The sequence below is a fragment of the Streptomyces sp. NPDC019443 genome (assembly GCF_044389785.1).
Classification (GTDB): domain Bacteria; phylum Actinomycetota; class Actinomycetes; order Streptomycetales; family Streptomycetaceae; genus Streptomyces.
Map to the genome: position 1 here is coordinate 1 of NZ_JBIRYJ010000002.1, position 15,050 is coordinate 15,050.

A 15,050-nucleotide genomic window follows, 5' to 3' on the forward strand; every position below is an offset into this window, starting at 1 on the left:
GGCGTAGACGGCTACGCTCCCGATCCCGGCGTCCCGGCATGCACGGGCAACGCGAACAGCGATTTCGCCACGGTTGGCGATGAGCACCTTGCGCACGATGGCTCCCTCCTTGAAACAAGCTGAGTTTAGGGACTGCCGACACGGCCTTTCGACCCATCCCCAATGGTGAGCTTGCCCACACGGAGCGTGATTCGAGGCTCGCGCAAGTCACGAAATCCCTTGTCGCACCACGGTACGACGGGTTCCTCCCTCGAACAGTAGCCCTCGGGTGTGGCACAGGTCTCTGTTCGAGAGGCCAGCGACGGATGACGTTTCTTTGTCGAGTCCCTACGAATGGCCCAATGATTCTTTGCTGCGGGACCGAGCGTGCCGGAACCCTTGTCCTGCCCTTTACCCGTTAGTAGCGTTCACGCTGTCGTACGTACTTCCGGTAACAGAGGGTTGGGGGCGCCGTGGCGCGCAGACCGGTGGCCGTGGTGGCCGCGATTGTTCTGCTGGTGGAGGCCGTCGGCATCGTGCTGATCAACGGCATCCTCGCCACCTTGGTCGACAACCAGAACATGTCGCTCGCCGACCTGGACCCGGGCGCGATGGTCGTCGGCACCTGGGTGATGGGCGGGGTCTTCGGCCTGTATCTGGCGACGTGTGGCGTGTTGTGTCTGGTGATGGGGCTGCGCGACCGGGCCCCGGGGCGTCTCGCCCGGATTCTGCTGATCAGTTGCGCGATCGTGCACGGGGTACTCGGGGCGCTGACGGTGGGGCTCGTGGGGTGGGACGCGTTCGCGTTCCTGATGGTCGTGCTGGCGCTGATCGTGCTGACGCTGGTGTCTTACGGCAAGGAGAAGGAGAAGAAGAGGGGGACCGGCGCCGAGAACGGCAACGGGGCGGAGACCGAGGCCCCCGCCACAGCCTGAACTACGCCCACAGGTCCGTGATCGAGTAACCGAGCTCGGCCAGCAGCCCGCGCAGCAGCGGCAGCGAGAGGCCGATCACGTTCCCGTGGTCGCCCTCTATGGAGTCGATGAACGGCGCCGAGCGGCCGTCCAGCGTGAACGCGCCCGCCACATGCAGCGGTTCGCCGCTGTCGACGTACGCGGCGATCTCGGCGTCCGTCGGGTCGCCGAAGCGCACCGTGGTCGACGCGGTGGCGGACGCGCTGCGGCCGGTCGCGGTGTCGGTCACGCAGTGGCCGGTCAGCAGGACGCCCGAGCGGCCGCGCATGGCCTTCCAGCGGGCGGTGGCGTCCTCCGCGTCGGCCGGCTTGCCGAGGGCCTCGCCGTCGAGTTCGAGGATCGAGTCGCAGCCGATGACGAGAGCGTCGGCGGCCTCGGGACGGGCGGCCACGGCGGCTGCCTTCGCCTCGGCGAGTACCAGGGCCAGCTCGGCGGGGGTCGGCGCGTTCAGCGCGTCCTCGTCGACGCCGCTGACGATCACCTCGGGGGCGAGTCCGGCATGGCGCAGCAGATTGAGCCGGGCGGGGGAGGCGGAACCGAGGACGAGGCGGGGGCGCTGAGCGGTCATGGGGTCATCGTAGGTGGCGTCAGCGGAGGCCGAGCACGAACATCCCAAGCACCATGGCCAGCGCCAGCACAAGGCCCACGCGGCGCATCATGGCTTGCGTCTCGCGCAGTTCCTTTGGGGGCTCGTCCTCCGGGTCGGACCACAGCATGCCTTCGATCCTGCTGCCGGGTCGTGGACGGCGCCTGAGTACGGGTACTCAACCGCCGGGGTGACAACGGACTAATTTCAGGTGTCGAAGCGAGCAAATGGGACTGATGTTCCGTTAGGGGTGCGCAGCCTGCCATGGGATCAGCCGGACGGGCTGAAGAGCAGCCCGTCCGGCGATCGACGACCAGGGTGTGGGGCGGAGCCTCGTTGCCCTGCCCTACACCGGCCAGTACGTACGCGCCCACGCGCGCGGCCCCGGCAGCGGCCTGCGGCTGCGCGCGATGCGCGCCGGGTCGGCCCACTGCTCGGGCGGCGCCGCGGCGCCCTCCACCGCGGAGGCCATCGCCGCGGCGCGCGCCTGAACAACCGCAAGTGCGGCGGCCAGTTCCTCCGGCGTCGGATTGCCCCGTACAACCTTGATCACAGCGGCTCCTTCCAGGCTTATGGGTTTGTGCGCTTACAGAGGGATGTTGCCGTGCTTCTTCGGCGGCAGGCTTGCCCGCTTCGTACGCAGCTGACGCAGGCCCCGCACGACGTGCGCCCGCGTCTCCGACGGCATGATCACGGCGTCCACGTAGCCGCGCTCGGCCGCGATGTACGGATTGAGGAGCGTGTCCTCGTAGTCCTGGATCAGCTCGACGCGGGTCGCCTCCTGGTCGTCGGCGGCCGCGATGGTGCGGCGGTGCAGGATATTGACCGCGCCCTGCGCGCCCATCACCGCGATCTGCGCGGTCGGCCAGGCCACATTGAGGTCGGCGCCCAGGTGCTTGGAGCCCATGACGTCGTACGCGCCGCCGAAGGCCTTCCGCGTGATCACCGTGATCAGCGGGACCGTCGCCTCCGCGTAGGCGTAGATCAGCTTCGCGCCGCGCCGGATGATCCCGCCGTACTCCTGGTCGACGCCGGGCAGGAAGCCGGGCACGTCGACGAAGGTCAGCACGGGAATGTTGAAGGCGTCGCAGGTGCGGACGAAACGCGCGGCCTTCTCGGAGGCGTTGATGTCCAGACAGCCGGCGAACTGCATCGGCTGGTTGGCCACGATGCCGACCGGGTAGCCCTCGACCCGGCCGAAGCCGGTGACGATGTTCGGCGCGAACAGCGTCTGCGTCTCCAGGAACTCGCCGTCGTCCAGCACATGCTCGATGACCGTGTGCATGTCGTAGGGCTGGTTCGCGGAGTCGGGGATGAGGGTGTCGAGCTCGCGGTCCTCGTCGGTCGTCTCCAGGTCGGCCTCCTCGGGGAAGGCCGGTGCTTCGGAGAGGTTGTTGGACGGCAGGTACGACAGCAGCGACTTGACGTAGTCGACGGCGTCCTTCTCGTCGCCCGCCATGTGGTGCGCGACACCCGAGGTGGTGTTGTGCGTACGGGCTCCGCCCAGCTCCTCGAAGCCGACGTCCTCGCCGGTGACCGTCTTGATGACGTCGGGTCCGGTGATGAACATGTGCGAGGTCTGGTCGACCATCACCGTGAAGTCGGTGATCGCGGGGGAGTAGACGGCGCCGCCCGCGCACGGTCCGACGACCAGCGAGATCTGCGGGATCACGCCGGAGGCATGGGTGTTGCGGCGGAAGATCTCCCCGTACATGCCAAGGGCCATGACGCCCTCCTGGATACGGGCGCCCCCGGAGTCGTTGATGCCGATGACGGGACAGCCGGTCTTCAGCGCGAAGTCCATCACCTTCATGATCTTCTGGCCGAAGACCTCGCCCAGGGAGCCGCCGAGGACCGTGAAGTCCTGGGAGAAGACCGCCACCGGGCGGCCGTCGACCGTGCCGTAGCCGGTGACCACACCGTCGCCGTAGGGACGGTTCTTCTCCATGCCGAAGTCGGTGGACCGGTGCCGGGCGAACTCGTCGAGTTCCACGAACGAACCCTCGTCCAGCAGCAGTTCGATCCGCTCGCGGGCAGTCAACTTGCCCTTGGCGTGCTGCTTTTCCACCGCGCGGGCGGAGCCGGCATGCGTCGCCTCTTCAACACGGCGCTGCAGGTCCGCGAGCTTTCCTGCGGTGGTGTGGATGTCAATCTCGGACTCCGACATCGGGATGCGGCTCCCTGTCCTGGTCAACGTCAAGCGGAATGGCTACTGACACGTAGCGTATCGGCGTGCATGGCGCTCAGCAGTGCGGCGTTTGCCACACCTAACCTGGCTTGCATGACGCCTGAGAATGCGCCCGAGAGCCGCTGGTCCGACCTCGACCGGCCGCCGCTGAACGAGCCCATGCTGCGCCGTGCGCTGCTACAGCCGGGCGGGCTGTGGACCTCGCTCGACATCGTGGCATCGACCGGCTCCACCAACTCCGACCTGGCGGCCCGCGCCGCGTCCCTGGACGAGGGGGCGGTGCTCGTCGCCGAGGAGCAGACGGCGGGGCGGGGGCGGCTGGACCGGACCTGGACGTCCCCCGCGCGCTCGGGACTGTTCCTGTCCGTACTGCTGCGGCCCGGGGCGGGCGTCCCGGTGGAGCGCTGGGGGTGGCTGCCGCTGCTCGCCGGAGTGGCGGCCGCGACCGGCCTCGCGCGGGCCGCGGGAGTCGACCTGTCCCTCAAATGGCCCAATGACCTGCTGGTAAAAGTCGGCGGTGAGGAGCGCAAGACCGGCGGGATCCTCGCCGAGCGTGCGGGGGACGACGCGGTCGTCATCGGCATCGGCGTCAATGTCACCCTGCGTGGGGGTGAACTCCCGGTCCCCACCGCGGGCTCCCTGGGCCTGGCGAACGCGATCTCCACGGACCGCGACCCGCTGCTGCGGGCGGTGCTGCGCTCGCTGGAGCAGTGGTACGGCGACTGGCGCGCGGCGGGCGGCGACCCGGGGCCCTCGGGGCTGCAGGCGGCGTACGCGGCGGGCTGCGCGACGCTGGGACAGACCGTACGGGCCGAGCTGCCGGGCGGCCGCTCGGTCACCGGCGAGGCGGTGGCCCTGGACGGCGACGGGCGGCTGGTGCTGGCCACAGAGGACGGCGAGCACCAGCCGATCAGCGCGGGCGACATCGTGCACCTGCGGCCTACCGGCTGAACGGGTACGACGACCAGGACGTGAGCCAGGGCACACCTGCCGTATCGTTGAGGCGATCGAGCGACAGATCGGCAGGGCAGTGCGCAGGGAACGGGCAGGAGGCGGCTGGTGACCGTCGACGACACCAATTCCGGCGAGGGCGCGCAGCCGCCGTCGGACTCCTCCTCCGGCGCGTCCGCCTCGTCCAGTTCATCGTCCGACGAGACATCCGCGTCGTCGGACACGTCCTCTGCCCTTTCCTCTTCCAGGGCGTCTTCCGGTTCCGGACCCTCTTCCGGGCCGTATTCCGGATCCTCCTCCGTGCACCCGCCGCACCACGAGGTCGATCACACGGCGGAGCCGACCCACGACCCGCTGGCGATCCGCCTCGAGCAGCTGATTCTCGGTGCGGACCGGCGCTATACGCCGTTTCAGGCAGCCCGTACGGCCGGTGTCTCGATGGAGCTGGCCTCCCGCTTCTGGCGGGCGATGGGCTTCGCCGACATCGGCCAGGCGAAGGCGCTCACCGAGGCGGACGTGCTGGCCCTGCGGCGGCTCGCCGGTCTGGTCGAGGCGGGCCTGCTGAGCGAGCCGATGGCGGTCCAGGTGGCCCGCTCGACCGGGCAGACCACCGCCCGGCTGGCGGAATGGCAGATCGATTCCTTTCTGGAGGGCCTGACCGAGCCGCCCGAGCCCGGGATGACCCGCACGGAAGTCACGTACCCCCTGGTGGAGCTGCTCCTGCCGGAGCTGGAGGAGTTCCTGGTGTACGTCTGGCGCCGCCAGCTCGCCGCGGCCACCGGGCGTGTGGTCCAGGCCGCGGACGACGAGGAGATGGTCGACCGTCGGCTCGCGGTCGGCTTCGCGGACCTCGTCGGCTTCACGCGGCTGACGCGACGGCTCGAGGAAGAGGAACTGGGCGAGCTGGTCGAGGCGTTCGAAACCACTTCGGCCGACCTGGTCGCGGCGCACGGCGGCCGCCTGATCAAGACGCTGGGCGACGAGGTCCTGTACGCGGCGGACGACGCGGGCACGGCGGCGGAGATCGCGCTGCGGCTGATAGAGACGATGACTCACGACGAGTCGATGCCGTCACTGCGTGTCGGCATCGCTTTCGGGACGGTCACCACGCGGATGGGCGATGTCTTCGGTACGACGGTGAACCTGGCCAGTCGGCTGACATCGATAGCGCCGAAGGACGCGGTGCTGGTGGACGGCGCGTTCGCGGAGGAACTTGTCCGTACGGGCGACGCGCCCACCTCCGAGACGGAGGCGGCGGAGGAGGCGGCCGCGGCCGAGAAGGAGGGCGAGGAGCCCCCCTCGTACCGCTTCGCCCTCCAGCCGATGTGGCAGCGCCCGGTCCGCGGCCTGGGAGTCGTCGAGCCCTGGCTGCTGTCGCGCAGGGGCTGAGTCCGGGGGCGCCCCCGCGCGCCTATGATCCGGTGAACCATCGTGCTGTGCTTTGGGGGTTCCCCCCAAACCCCCAGGGAGGGTGCCGTCATGTCCGAGTCCGAGCAGCGGTTCGGGGAATTCGTCGTCGTACGCCGGCACGAGCACGTCGCCGAGCTGGTGCTCGACCGGCCCAAGGCCATGAACGCCGTCTCGACCGAGATGGCCCGCTCCATCGCCGCCGCCTGCGACGCGCTCGCCGCCGACCGGGGCGTGCGCGTCACCGTCCTCACCTCCACCCATGAGCGGGCCTTCTGCGTCGGCGCCGATCTCAAGGAGCGGAACTCCTTCTCCGATGCCGAGTTGGTGCGCCAGCGGCCGACCGCGCGGGCCGCCTACACCGGGGTGCTCGAGCTGCCCATGCCGACCGTCGCCGCTGTGCACGGTTTCGCGCTCGGCGGGGGATTCGAGCTGGCGCTGGCCTGCGATCTGATCGTGGCCGACGGCACCGCCGTCGTGGGGCTGCCCGAGGTGTCCGTGGGTGTCATCCCCGGCGGCGGCGGGACGCAGCTGCTGCCACGCCGGGTCGGGGCCGCGCGGGCCGCCGAGCTGGTCTATACGGCACGGCGCTTGGAGGCCGCCGAGGCGCGGGAGTTGGGGCTCGTCGATCAGCTGGCGGACGACGCCAGGACCGAGGCGCTCGCCATCGCCGCCCGGATCGCCGCGAACTCGCCCGTCGGGCTGCGCGCCGCCAAGCGCGCGCTGCGGCTGGGGCAGGGGCTCGATCTGCGGGCGGGTCTCGAGGTGGAGGATGCCGCCTGGCGTTCGGTCGCCTTCTCCGGGGACCGGGCCGAGGGCGTCGCGGCCTTCAACGAGAAGCGGAAGCCGCAGTGGCCCGGCGAGTGACCACGTACCGCGAGTGACCACGTACCGGATGACTCGGTCGGCATTTCGGATCGGGGACGACCCAGGTGATCGAAGTGGGGCAATACTCCCTAAGCTGGGATGATGGCTGAGGATCGGCGGCTGCGAGCCGTAGTGGCGCTGGCGCAGGCGATGGCGTCCGCGCACACCCCGCGCGAGTCCTGGCGGGCTGCTGCGCTGGGCGCGCGCGACGCGCTCGCCGGGTCCTTCGCCGCGCTGTCGGTGTGGGAGCGCGAGCTCGGACGGCTCAAGGTCCTCGTCAACGCGGGCGAACGGGTCCCCGAGGAGGAGGAGTTCCCCGAGTCCGAGACCTACCCGGTCAACCGCTTCCCGGAGATCACAGAGTTTCTGCACGAGCGGTGGGCCGGCGGCGGCGAGCCCGACGCCTGGGTGGAGACCGTGGACGGCCCGGCGACGCCCGCGCACGGCTACTGCCACCAGAGGGTCGCGGCCCTGCGCCGGCGCCGCCGCGGCTGCTGCGTCGTCGCACCGATAGTGCTGCATGGGCGCGCCTGGGGCGAGCTGTACGTCGCCAGGCCGCTCGACGCTCCGGTGTTCGGCCGGGACGACGCGGATTTCGCGACTGTGCTCGCCTCCGTCGTGGCCGCCGGGATCGCCCAGACCGAGCGCCTCGAAGAGGTCCGCAGGCTGGCCTTCACCGACCCGCTGACCGGGCTCGCCAACCGCCGCGCCGTCGACATAAGGCTCGACCAGGCCCTTGAGCGGCATCGCGCGGACGGCTCGGTCGTCAGCCTCGTCGTCTGCGACATCAACGGCCTCAAGCAGGTGAACGACACCCACGGCCATGCCGTCGGTGACCGGCTGCTCGAACGATTCGGCTCGGTCCTCTCGCTGTGCGGGGCGATGCTGCCGGGCGCGCTCGCGGCGCGGCTCGGCGGGGACGAGTTCTGCCTGGTCACGGTGGGCCCCGCGGCGGACGAGGTGGTCCACGTCGCGGACGAACTCTGCGTCCGCGCGGGCGAGTTGGAGCTGGGTGAGGGAGTGGCGTGCGGGGTCGCGTCGACCGGCGACCCTATCGGGCAGGTCCGCTCTTCCCGCCGGCTGTTCCGGCTCGCGGACGCGGCTCAGTACCGGGCGAAGGCGGCGCGCTCCCCGAAGCCGGTGGTCGCCGGCCGCGACGGCACCGTGATCCGCCTCGCGGACGCCCCGCCGCGCCCGCCGCACGAGCGCCGCGCCTTCCGGGGCGTACGGCCACAGGACGCCGAGGAGCCCTGGAGCGAGCCCTGACGGTGGTGTGACATTGCAGTAAGGGGTCTACCCGGCCGGCAGTAGTGACAGGTTGAGATTCAGTCCGTACGCTGCTGAATATGGATATGCAAACAGTCGTGGTGGGGACGTCCGGTACCACCGCCGATGACGTCATCGCCGTGGCCCGCGAAGGCGCCCGGATCGAGCTCTCCGCCGAGGCCGTCGCCGCCCTGGCCGCGGCACGCGGGATCGTCGACGCCCTGGCCGCCAAGCCCGAGCCCGTCTACGGGGTCTCCACCGGATTCGGCGCACTCGCCACCCGGCACATCAGCCCCGAGCTCCGCGCCCAGCTCCAGCGCAACATCGTCCGCTCGCACGCTGCCGGCATGGGCCCGCGCGTCGAGCGCGAGGTCGTCCGCGCGCTGATGTTCCTCCGCCTGAAGACCGTGGCTTCCGGCCACACCGGCGTACGCCCCGAGGTTGCGCAGACCATGGCGGACATTCTGAACGCCGGGATCACGCCCGTCGTCCACGAGTACGGCTCCCTCGGTTGCTCCGGCGACCTCGCCCCGCTCTCCCACTGCGCGCTCACCCTCATGGGCGAGGGCGACGCCGAGGGCCCCGACGGGATCGTGAAGCCCGCCGGTGAGCTGCTCGCGGCGCACGGCATTGAGCCCGTCGAGCTCCGCGAGAAGGAGGGCCTCGCCCTCCTGAACGGCACCGACGGCATGCTCGGCATGCTGGTCATGGCCCTCGCCGACCTCCAGCGCCTCTACGTCACCGCCGACATCACCGCCGCGCTGTCACTGGAGGCGCTGCTCGGCACCGACAAGGTGCTCGCCCCCGAACTGCACGCCATCCGCCCGCACCCCGGCCAGGCCGCCGCCGCCGCCAATATGAGCGCAGTGCTCAAGGGCTCCGGGCTCACCGGCCACTTCCAGGAGGAGGAAGCGCCCCGCGTCCAGGACGCGTACTCGGTGCGCTGCGCCCCGCAGGTCGCCGGGGCCGGGCGGGACACCCTCGCCCATGCCCGCCTTGTCGCCGACCGCGAGCTCGCCTCCGCCATCGACAACCCGGTCGTACTCCATGGGGGTACCTCCCAGGCCGACGGCTCTGGGGGAGGTCGGTTGGAGTCCAACGGCAACTTCCACGGCGCGCCCGTCGCGTACGTCCTGGACTTCCTGGCCATCGCCGCCGCTGACCTCGGCTCCATCGCCGAGCGCCGCACCGACCGGCTCCTCGACAAGAACCGCAGCCACGGGCTGCCGCCCTTCCTCGCCGACGACGCCGGCGTGGACTCGGGCCTGATGATCGCCCAGTACACGCAGGCCGCCCTGGTCAGCGAGATGAAGCGGCTCGCCGTGCCGGCCTCGGCCGACTCGATCCCGTCCTCGGCGATGCAGGAGGACCATGTCTCGATGGGCTGGTCCGCCGCGCGCAAGCTGCGCACGACCGTCGACAACCTGAGCCGGATCCTCGCCGTGGAGCTCTATGCCGCGACCCGGGCGATCGAGCTCCGGCGCGGTCTGACCCCGGCGCCCGCCTCGCGGGCCGCCATCGAGGCGCTGCGCGCGGCAGGCGTCGAGGGGCCGGGCCCGGACCGTTTCCTCGCGCCCGACCTGGAGGCCGCGGACGCGTTCGTACGGGGCGGAAAGCTCATCGCGGCCGTGGAGCCGGTGACCGGCCCGCTGGCCTAGCGCGCACGTGGAGGGGCCGCCCCATCCGGGCGGCCCTTCCCGTACACGTCACACAAAAATCGTCACATCTGCCAGGCGCCGCGGCGGCGCACCGAGTACGTCACGAAGCCGACGCCGATCCCCAGGAAGGCCGTCCCGCCGACCAGATACGGAGTCGTGTCCACGGTGCCCGTGTCGGCGAGAGTCAGCCCCTGCGACGACGCGGCGGCACCGCTGTGTTGTCTCTGCACCGCTTCCCGCTCGGCGGTGGCATTCGCCGAGGGAACGAACCACAGCGCGCACAGCAGAGTCCCTGCGGCAGTGGCGGTCAGAAGCGGTCGACGTGCGACGGACACGGACTCGATCCCCCTTGAGGCATCCTCGAATTGGGCGGGTGCGTTGATGCTAATGAAAGCAGCGGGTCGGGGGAAAGCCGCAGGGGTGAGAGGCCTACCCTCCGTCGTATGACCACTTCTGAGACATCACGTTATGTGCGGCTGCGGGTGGAATTGGTGCTTGAGGTGGGGGACCCCGGCGAGCTGACCGGCGCCGCCCTCGACCGCATCGCGGCGGACGAGTTCATGCCCGACGAGGAGCGTACGCACGCCGAGTCGGCCGTACGCGAGGACGAGGCCGAGGCCATCGCCTATCTCGTGGACCCCTTCGACCTGGTCAGCGACGTCCCTGGGGTGGAGCTCGCCCAGGCATCCTGGAGCAGTGAGCAGATCGATTACGACCCCGATGCGGAGGACTGGGAGCTCGACGAGGAAGATGGAGGGAGCCAGGCCTACGAACACGGCGATGAAGACGGCGACGAGGGCGGCGACGAAGACCGTCGGTGAACCGGGGCCCGGCTGATTTCGTGCCGTGGTGCAACCGCCGGGGGCCGCGGTTGCGTCCGTTGATCGGTAAGTGGTCTTCCCCACATCCAAATGTGATGTGGAACCGGACAGCTCGGTATGGGTGTTCTTCAAGGTGTGGGTCAGGGGAATCGGCGACGATGGAGAAGCGTGTGATAACGGACAGCAAGCGGCGCAGGGGCCTTATGGCCGCGTCCGCCGTGCTCGGTGGCGTGCTGGTGATGTCTGCCTGCAGCGGCGACGGGGACAAGGGCGCCGAAGGCTCGAAGAAGTCACAGGCCCAGGTCGACGAGGCGGCCGCGAAGGACGCTTCGAAGGCCCGAATAACCATCTCGCCCAAGAACGGCGCGACCAACACCGGCATCAACAATGACGCCAAAGTCACCGTCAGTGACGGCACCCTGACTCAGGTGACCATGACCACCGCCGATGGTCAGAGCGTCAAGGGCACGCTGGCCGCCGACGGCAAGAGCTGGAAGCCGGACGCACAGCTCGAGCGCTCCACCACGTACAAGATCGCCGTGACGGCGAAGGACGCCGAGGGCCTGGAGGCCCACGAGAACTCCTCCTTCACCACGGTCTCGCCCGCCAACAGCTTCATCGGCAACTTCACGCCGGAGGACGGTTCCACCGTCGGCGTGGGCATGCCGGTGTCGATCAACTTCAACAAGGCGATCACCGACAAGAAGGCCGTCCAGTCCGGGATCACCGTGACGTCGAGCAGCGGCCAGGAGGTCGTCGGCCACTGGTTCAACGGGCAGCGTCTCGACTTCCGCCCCGACCAGTACTGGCAGGAGGGCTCGACCGTCACTCTGAAGCTGAACCTCGACGGCGTCGAGGGCGCCGACGGAGTCTTCGGCGTCCAGCAGAAGACGGTCACCTTCAAGATCGGCCGCAACCAGGTCTCCACCGTCGATGCCTCCTCCAAGACCATGACGGTCACCCAGGACGGCAAGACGATCAAGACCATCCCGATCTCCGCGGGCTCCTCCGACAACCCGACCTACAACGGTCAGATGGTGGTCTCCGAGAAGTTCAAGGAGACCCGGATGAACGGCGCGACTGTCGGCTTCACGGACGACGACGGCAAGGGCGAGTACGACATCAAGGACGTACCGCACGCGATGCGGCTGTCCACGTCGGGCACCTTCATCCACGGCAACTACTGGGGCGCCGACTCGATCTTCGGCAGCGCCAACACCAGCCACGGCTGTGTCGGCCTGAACGACGTCAAGGGCGCGGGCGACCCGAACCAGCCCGCCGCCTGGCTGTTCAACAACACGATCGTCGGCGACGTCGTCATCGTGAAGAACTCCAAGGACCGGGTCATCCAGCCCGACAACGGCCTGAACGGCTGGAACCTGAACTGGAGCCAGTGGAAGGCCGGATCCGCGGTCTGAGCCAGGCTCCGTACGGATTGAGAAAACGGATTGAGAAAGCGGCGGTGCCCCTGCCCGGGGTGCCGCCGCTTTCGTCGCTGCGGGACCGAGCCACGGTCTTCCGCGCGAAGCTCCAGCCGCGTTCGGTCGCGTCGGCGTCCGCCGCCTCGTCCACGCCCCAGCCGGCCAGCAACTCGCGGTCACCTTCGACCTGATCGTCTCCACGGTCTCCGCGCCGCTTCGACTGGACAAGTACCTGAGACTGCTGAAGACGGACGGGGCCTTTGTGAACGTGGGCGCTCCCGAGGAGCCCGTCTCGCTCAACCTGTTCTCCGTCATCGCCGGCCGCAAGACCCTCGCGGCTTCGGGAATCGGCGGTATCCGCGAGACCCAGGAGATGCTCGACTTCTGCGCCGAACACGGTCTGGGCACGGAGATCGAACTGATCCGCGCGGACCAGATCAACGAGGCGTACGCGCGGGTGCCGGCGAGTGACGTCCGCTACCGGTTCGTGATCGACACGGCGACGATCCGAGCTGACTGAGCCGGTCGCGCCAAGTGCCCCGGTCGCGGCGGATCAGGCGAGCCCTGACCCGCCGCGACCGGGGGCTGAAGCTTCACTCCGGCCTATGGCAGACCGCCTCCACGTTGTTGCCGTCCAGATCCCTGACGAACGCCCCGTAGTACGACGGGTGGTACTCGGGCCACACCCGTGGCTCGTGCAGCACCTCCGCCCCCGCCTCGACGGCCGCCGCGTGGAACGCTCGTACGCCCGCGCGGTCGGCCGCCGCGAACGCGATGTGCACCTCGCGCGGCTGCCCCTCCGTCGTCACCGGGCTGATCCAGAACGTCGGTTGCGTCGTGCCCCAGCCGATCACCTCGCCGAAGTCGAGCAGCCGGGTGCCGCCGAGCGGGGCCAGCACACGGTCATAGAAGACGGCACTGGCCGCCGGGTCATCCACCTGCACCGCGATGTGGTCAATCATGAGCCCGAGCGTGGCACACGCCACTGACAATCGGCCCTCACCGCGAGCCGGTCGGCTCAGCAGCCCGAGTCCGCCGAGCGCGGCAGCCGGTAGGGCGATTCCAGCCGGTACTCTCCCGCCCGCGGCACGGTCAGCCGTGTCCACTCGCCCTCCTCCCGCAGACACGCCCCCTCCGCCCGCAGCCACGGCGAGTACGCCACCCGCACCGTCACCGATCCCGCCGCCGGCATCCGTACCACCAGCTCCGCGTCGTCGCCGCGCACCACCGCCGCCGGGGCGGCCGCCAGCGGAACCGCGTCCCGCACCCGGTAGACCGTCCAGCCCTCGTCCTGCCACACCCGCTCCAGCCAGCCGGGCCCGCTCCTGACGATCGCGGCCTCGCCCTCGGCGGGCCCGTCGGGGCGCCCGTGGTGCAGCACGACCAAGCCGACGGCCCACCGGTCCAGCCACTGCCGGTATGTCGCCTCGGTCAGCGACCCGTCGTAGAAGAGCCGCCCGCGCTCGACGTCGAGCTGCCGGTTCCAGCCGCGCGCCATGTTGATGTGCGGGGCGAGGACCGTCGCCTCGCGGTGATTGCGGGCGGGGACGACCTCGACCCGCATACGGTCGGCGCCCAGCCGCTCCAGCGCCCGTACGACACCGTCGGTGCGCGCGGCCCACGCGGGCACGTCGTTGGAGACGACCAGATCGTCCTCGGTCTTGTCGGTCAGCCAGTACGTGTTCATGACGAGCGCGATCGCGAGCACGGCCCGCAGGAGCCCGCCGAGCGTGACCAGCCCTCTGAGCCTGCCCAGCCCCCTGAGCTTGTCCAGTCCTCTGATCCCGCTCGCGAGTACCGCCGCGAGCAGCACCGGCGGCCCCACCAGACCCACCAGCCGCTCGACGTTCGTGCCGATCGGCGAGGCGATGAGATACGTCAGCACCACCCCGACGCCGTACACCCCGGCTCCGTACCGCACCACCGGCCACGTGCGCGGCGCCGCGACGGCCACCGCGGCGGAGACGGTCAGCGGCAGCCACAATTTGCCGGTCGCCATGGGCTGTTCGCCCTGGAAGGGGAAGAGCAGTGTCACCGCCCCCACCACGAGGAACGGCGGCAGCGCGAGCGCGGCGCCTTTCCGCCACCGCCGGTCCAGCAGATACGCCGCCCCCGCCACCAGCAGGAACAGCCCGGCGACTGGACTGGCCATGGTCGCGAGCGCCGCGCACACCGCCGCGATCGCGCTCCTGCGTACGTACAGCACGGCGAGCAGCCCGATCGCGACGCCCAGCGCGAAGGTCGTACGCCCGGAGGCCACGTTGCACCAGAGCGCGAGCGCCCCGACGACAGCAGGCCACACCGGGCGCGGCACCCCGCTGCGTACGAACAGGCAGGCCAGTACCCACGCTCCGGAGAGGCCGGCGGCCACGGACACGGCCCGTACGCCGAAGACGGCCATCAGCGGGGGAGTCAGCAGGCTGTAATTGGCGGTGTGGGTGCCGCCGTACCAGGAGAGGTTGTACGCGGACGCAGGGTGCCGCTCCATGAAGCCGGCCCAGGCGAGCTGCGCGGCCAGATCGCCGCCGCCGGTCGCGAGCCGGCCCGACCACAGGATGTACAGCGGCACGACGACGGCGATCGCGACAAGCGGGACGCGCCACCTCGGTGACGTGTTCCGCTCGCCGACGCTTGTCCGTACGGTCTCTGCCTGTTCGCCGACCCCCACGCCGGCAACCCTAACGGGGGCGTCATCCGGCCGATCGGGGGATCGGCGGGCCGGGCCTCACCAGGGGCGTCCGTCCTCCCGCAGCCGCGCGCCGTAGCCCTTCGGGGCGTCCCATCTCGCCGTCACAGGGCGCGAGTTGCTCTGGCACGGCACCTCCTGCAGCCGCGCGTGCCGGAACTCGTACACGCTGCCGCGCCGCCGCAGCAGCCCCCGCCCGTGTGCGGCAGCGTGAAAGCGCTGCCGCACACGGCGGACCGGGGTGAC

The 15,050-nt window shown here is 70.3% G+C and carries 17 protein-coding genes and 1 pseudogene; 9 read left to right on the forward strand and 9 right to left on the reverse strand.

The genetic code is table 11. The annotated features are described in order from the left end of the window. The coding region (locus ACH492_RS06110; protein WP_281179312.1) for a biotin carboxylase N-terminal domain-containing protein at window positions 1-96 on the reverse strand (96 nt) is incomplete at its 3' end. Between the two features lie 356 nt (window positions 97-452). Between ACH492_RS06110 and ACH492_RS06115 the strand changes: the two genes are divergently transcribed. Then, window positions 453-914, forward strand: coding sequence for a hypothetical protein (locus ACH492_RS06115; protein WP_398983347.1), 462 nt, complete (start codon window positions 453-455; stop codon window positions 912-914). 1 nt (window position 915) lies between these two features. Here ACH492_RS06115 and ACH492_RS06120 read toward each other — a convergent pair whose 3' ends face one another. From ACH492_RS06120 to ACH492_RS06135, 4 genes are all read right to left on the reverse strand, one after another. Then, window positions 916-1,521 (reverse strand): Maf family protein, encoded by a 606-nt coding sequence (locus ACH492_RS06120; protein ID WP_398983349.1) that lies wholly within the window; start codon window positions 1,519-1,521, stop codon window positions 916-918. A gap of 19 nt (window positions 1,522-1,540) precedes the next feature. Continuing rightward, on the reverse strand, window positions 1,541-1,669 hold the full coding sequence (gene mmpB, locus ACH492_RS06125; RefSeq protein WP_398983351.1) for a morphogenic membrane protein MmpB: 129 nt from the start codon (window positions 1,667-1,669) through the stop codon (window positions 1,541-1,543). A 216-nt stretch (window positions 1,670-1,885) separates the two neighbouring features. Then, a complete protein-coding gene (locus ACH492_RS06130; RefSeq protein WP_398983353.1) occupies window positions 1,886-2,092 on the reverse strand; it encodes an acyl-CoA carboxylase epsilon subunit in 207 nt (68 codons plus the stop codon). 33 nt (window positions 2,093-2,125) lie between these two features. Then, window positions 2,126-3,706, reverse strand: a complete 1,581-nt coding sequence (locus ACH492_RS06135; RefSeq protein ID WP_398983355.1) for an acyl-CoA carboxylase subunit beta — start codon at window positions 3,704-3,706, stop codon at window positions 2,126-2,128. 114 nt (window positions 3,707-3,820) lie between these two features. Between ACH492_RS06135 and ACH492_RS06140 the strand changes: the two genes are divergently transcribed. From ACH492_RS06140 to hutH, 5 genes are all read left to right on the forward strand, one after another. Continuing rightward, on the forward strand, window positions 3,821-4,678 hold the full coding sequence (locus ACH492_RS06140) for a biotin--[acetyl-CoA-carboxylase] ligase (RefSeq protein WP_398983357.1): 858 nt from the start codon (window positions 3,821-3,823) through the stop codon (window positions 4,676-4,678). 300 nt (window positions 4,679-4,978) lie between these two features. Further along, complete coding sequence (locus tag ACH492_RS06145) at window positions 4,979-6,067, forward strand: adenylate/guanylate cyclase domain-containing protein (RefSeq protein ID WP_398984774.1); 1,089 nt, start codon at window positions 4,979-4,981, stop codon at window positions 6,065-6,067. 90 nt (window positions 6,068-6,157) lie between these two features. Beyond that, entirely contained in the window at window positions 6,158-6,952 is a 795-nt protein-coding gene (locus tag ACH492_RS06150; RefSeq protein WP_398983359.1) for an enoyl-CoA hydratase/isomerase family protein, read from the forward strand. 99 nt (window positions 6,953-7,051) lie between these two features. Then, window positions 7,052-8,218: a diguanylate cyclase domain-containing protein gene (locus tag ACH492_RS06155; protein ID WP_398983361.1), complete on the forward strand. Its 1,167-nt coding sequence runs from the start codon at window positions 7,052-7,054 to the stop codon at window positions 8,216-8,218. 86 nt (window positions 8,219-8,304) lie between these two features. Then, entirely contained in the window at window positions 8,305-9,876 is a 1,572-nt protein-coding gene (gene hutH / locus ACH492_RS06160) for a histidine ammonia-lyase (protein WP_398984776.1), read from the forward strand. 62 nt (window positions 9,877-9,938) lie between these two features. Here hutH and ACH492_RS06165 read toward each other — a convergent pair whose 3' ends face one another. Then, window positions 9,939-10,211 carry a hypothetical protein gene (locus ACH492_RS06165; RefSeq protein ID WP_398983363.1) on the reverse strand — a complete coding sequence of 91 codons (273 nt, stop codon included), beginning with the start codon at window positions 10,209-10,211 and terminating at the stop codon, window positions 9,939-9,941. 108 nt (window positions 10,212-10,319) lie between these two features. On the opposite strand from ACH492_RS06165, the gene ACH492_RS06170 reads away from it, so the two are divergent. The 3 genes and pseudogenes from ACH492_RS06170 to ACH492_RS06180 form a co-directional block, all read left to right on the forward strand. Continuing rightward, window positions 10,320-10,697, forward strand: a complete 378-nt coding sequence (locus ACH492_RS06170) for a hypothetical protein (protein WP_398983365.1) — start codon at window positions 10,320-10,322, stop codon at window positions 10,695-10,697. Window positions 10,698-10,855: 158 nt separating this feature from the next. Next, complete coding sequence (locus tag ACH492_RS06175) at window positions 10,856-12,115, forward strand: Ig-like domain-containing protein (RefSeq protein WP_398983367.1); 1,260 nt, start codon at window positions 10,856-10,858, stop codon at window positions 12,113-12,115. A 166-nt stretch (window positions 12,116-12,281) separates the two neighbouring features. Next, window positions 12,282-12,638 (forward strand): annotated as a pseudogene (locus ACH492_RS06180) (zinc-binding dehydrogenase); the annotation flags it as partial. Window positions 12,639-12,711: 73 nt separating this feature from the next. Here the strand turns inward: ACH492_RS06180 and ACH492_RS06185 are convergent. Genes ACH492_RS06185 through ACH492_RS06195 form a run of 3 tightly spaced genes read right to left on the reverse strand, consistent with a single transcriptional unit; the run spans window position 12,712 to window position 15,032 of the window. Beyond that, the gene (locus ACH492_RS06185) at window positions 12,712-13,080 is read right to left on the reverse strand and encodes a VOC family protein (RefSeq protein ID WP_398983369.1); all 369 of its coding nucleotides are present in this window, start codon (window positions 13,078-13,080) and stop codon (window positions 12,712-12,714) included. 56 nt (window positions 13,081-13,136) lie between these two features. Then, window positions 13,137-14,786, reverse strand: coding sequence for a hypothetical protein (locus ACH492_RS06190; protein WP_398983371.1), 1,650 nt, complete (start codon window positions 14,784-14,786; stop codon window positions 13,137-13,139). A gap of 57 nt (window positions 14,787-14,843) precedes the next feature. Continuing rightward, entirely contained in the window at window positions 14,844-15,032 is a 189-nt protein-coding gene (locus ACH492_RS06195; RefSeq protein WP_398983373.1) for a hypothetical protein, read from the reverse strand. Window positions 15,033-15,050 lie beyond the last annotated feature (18 nt).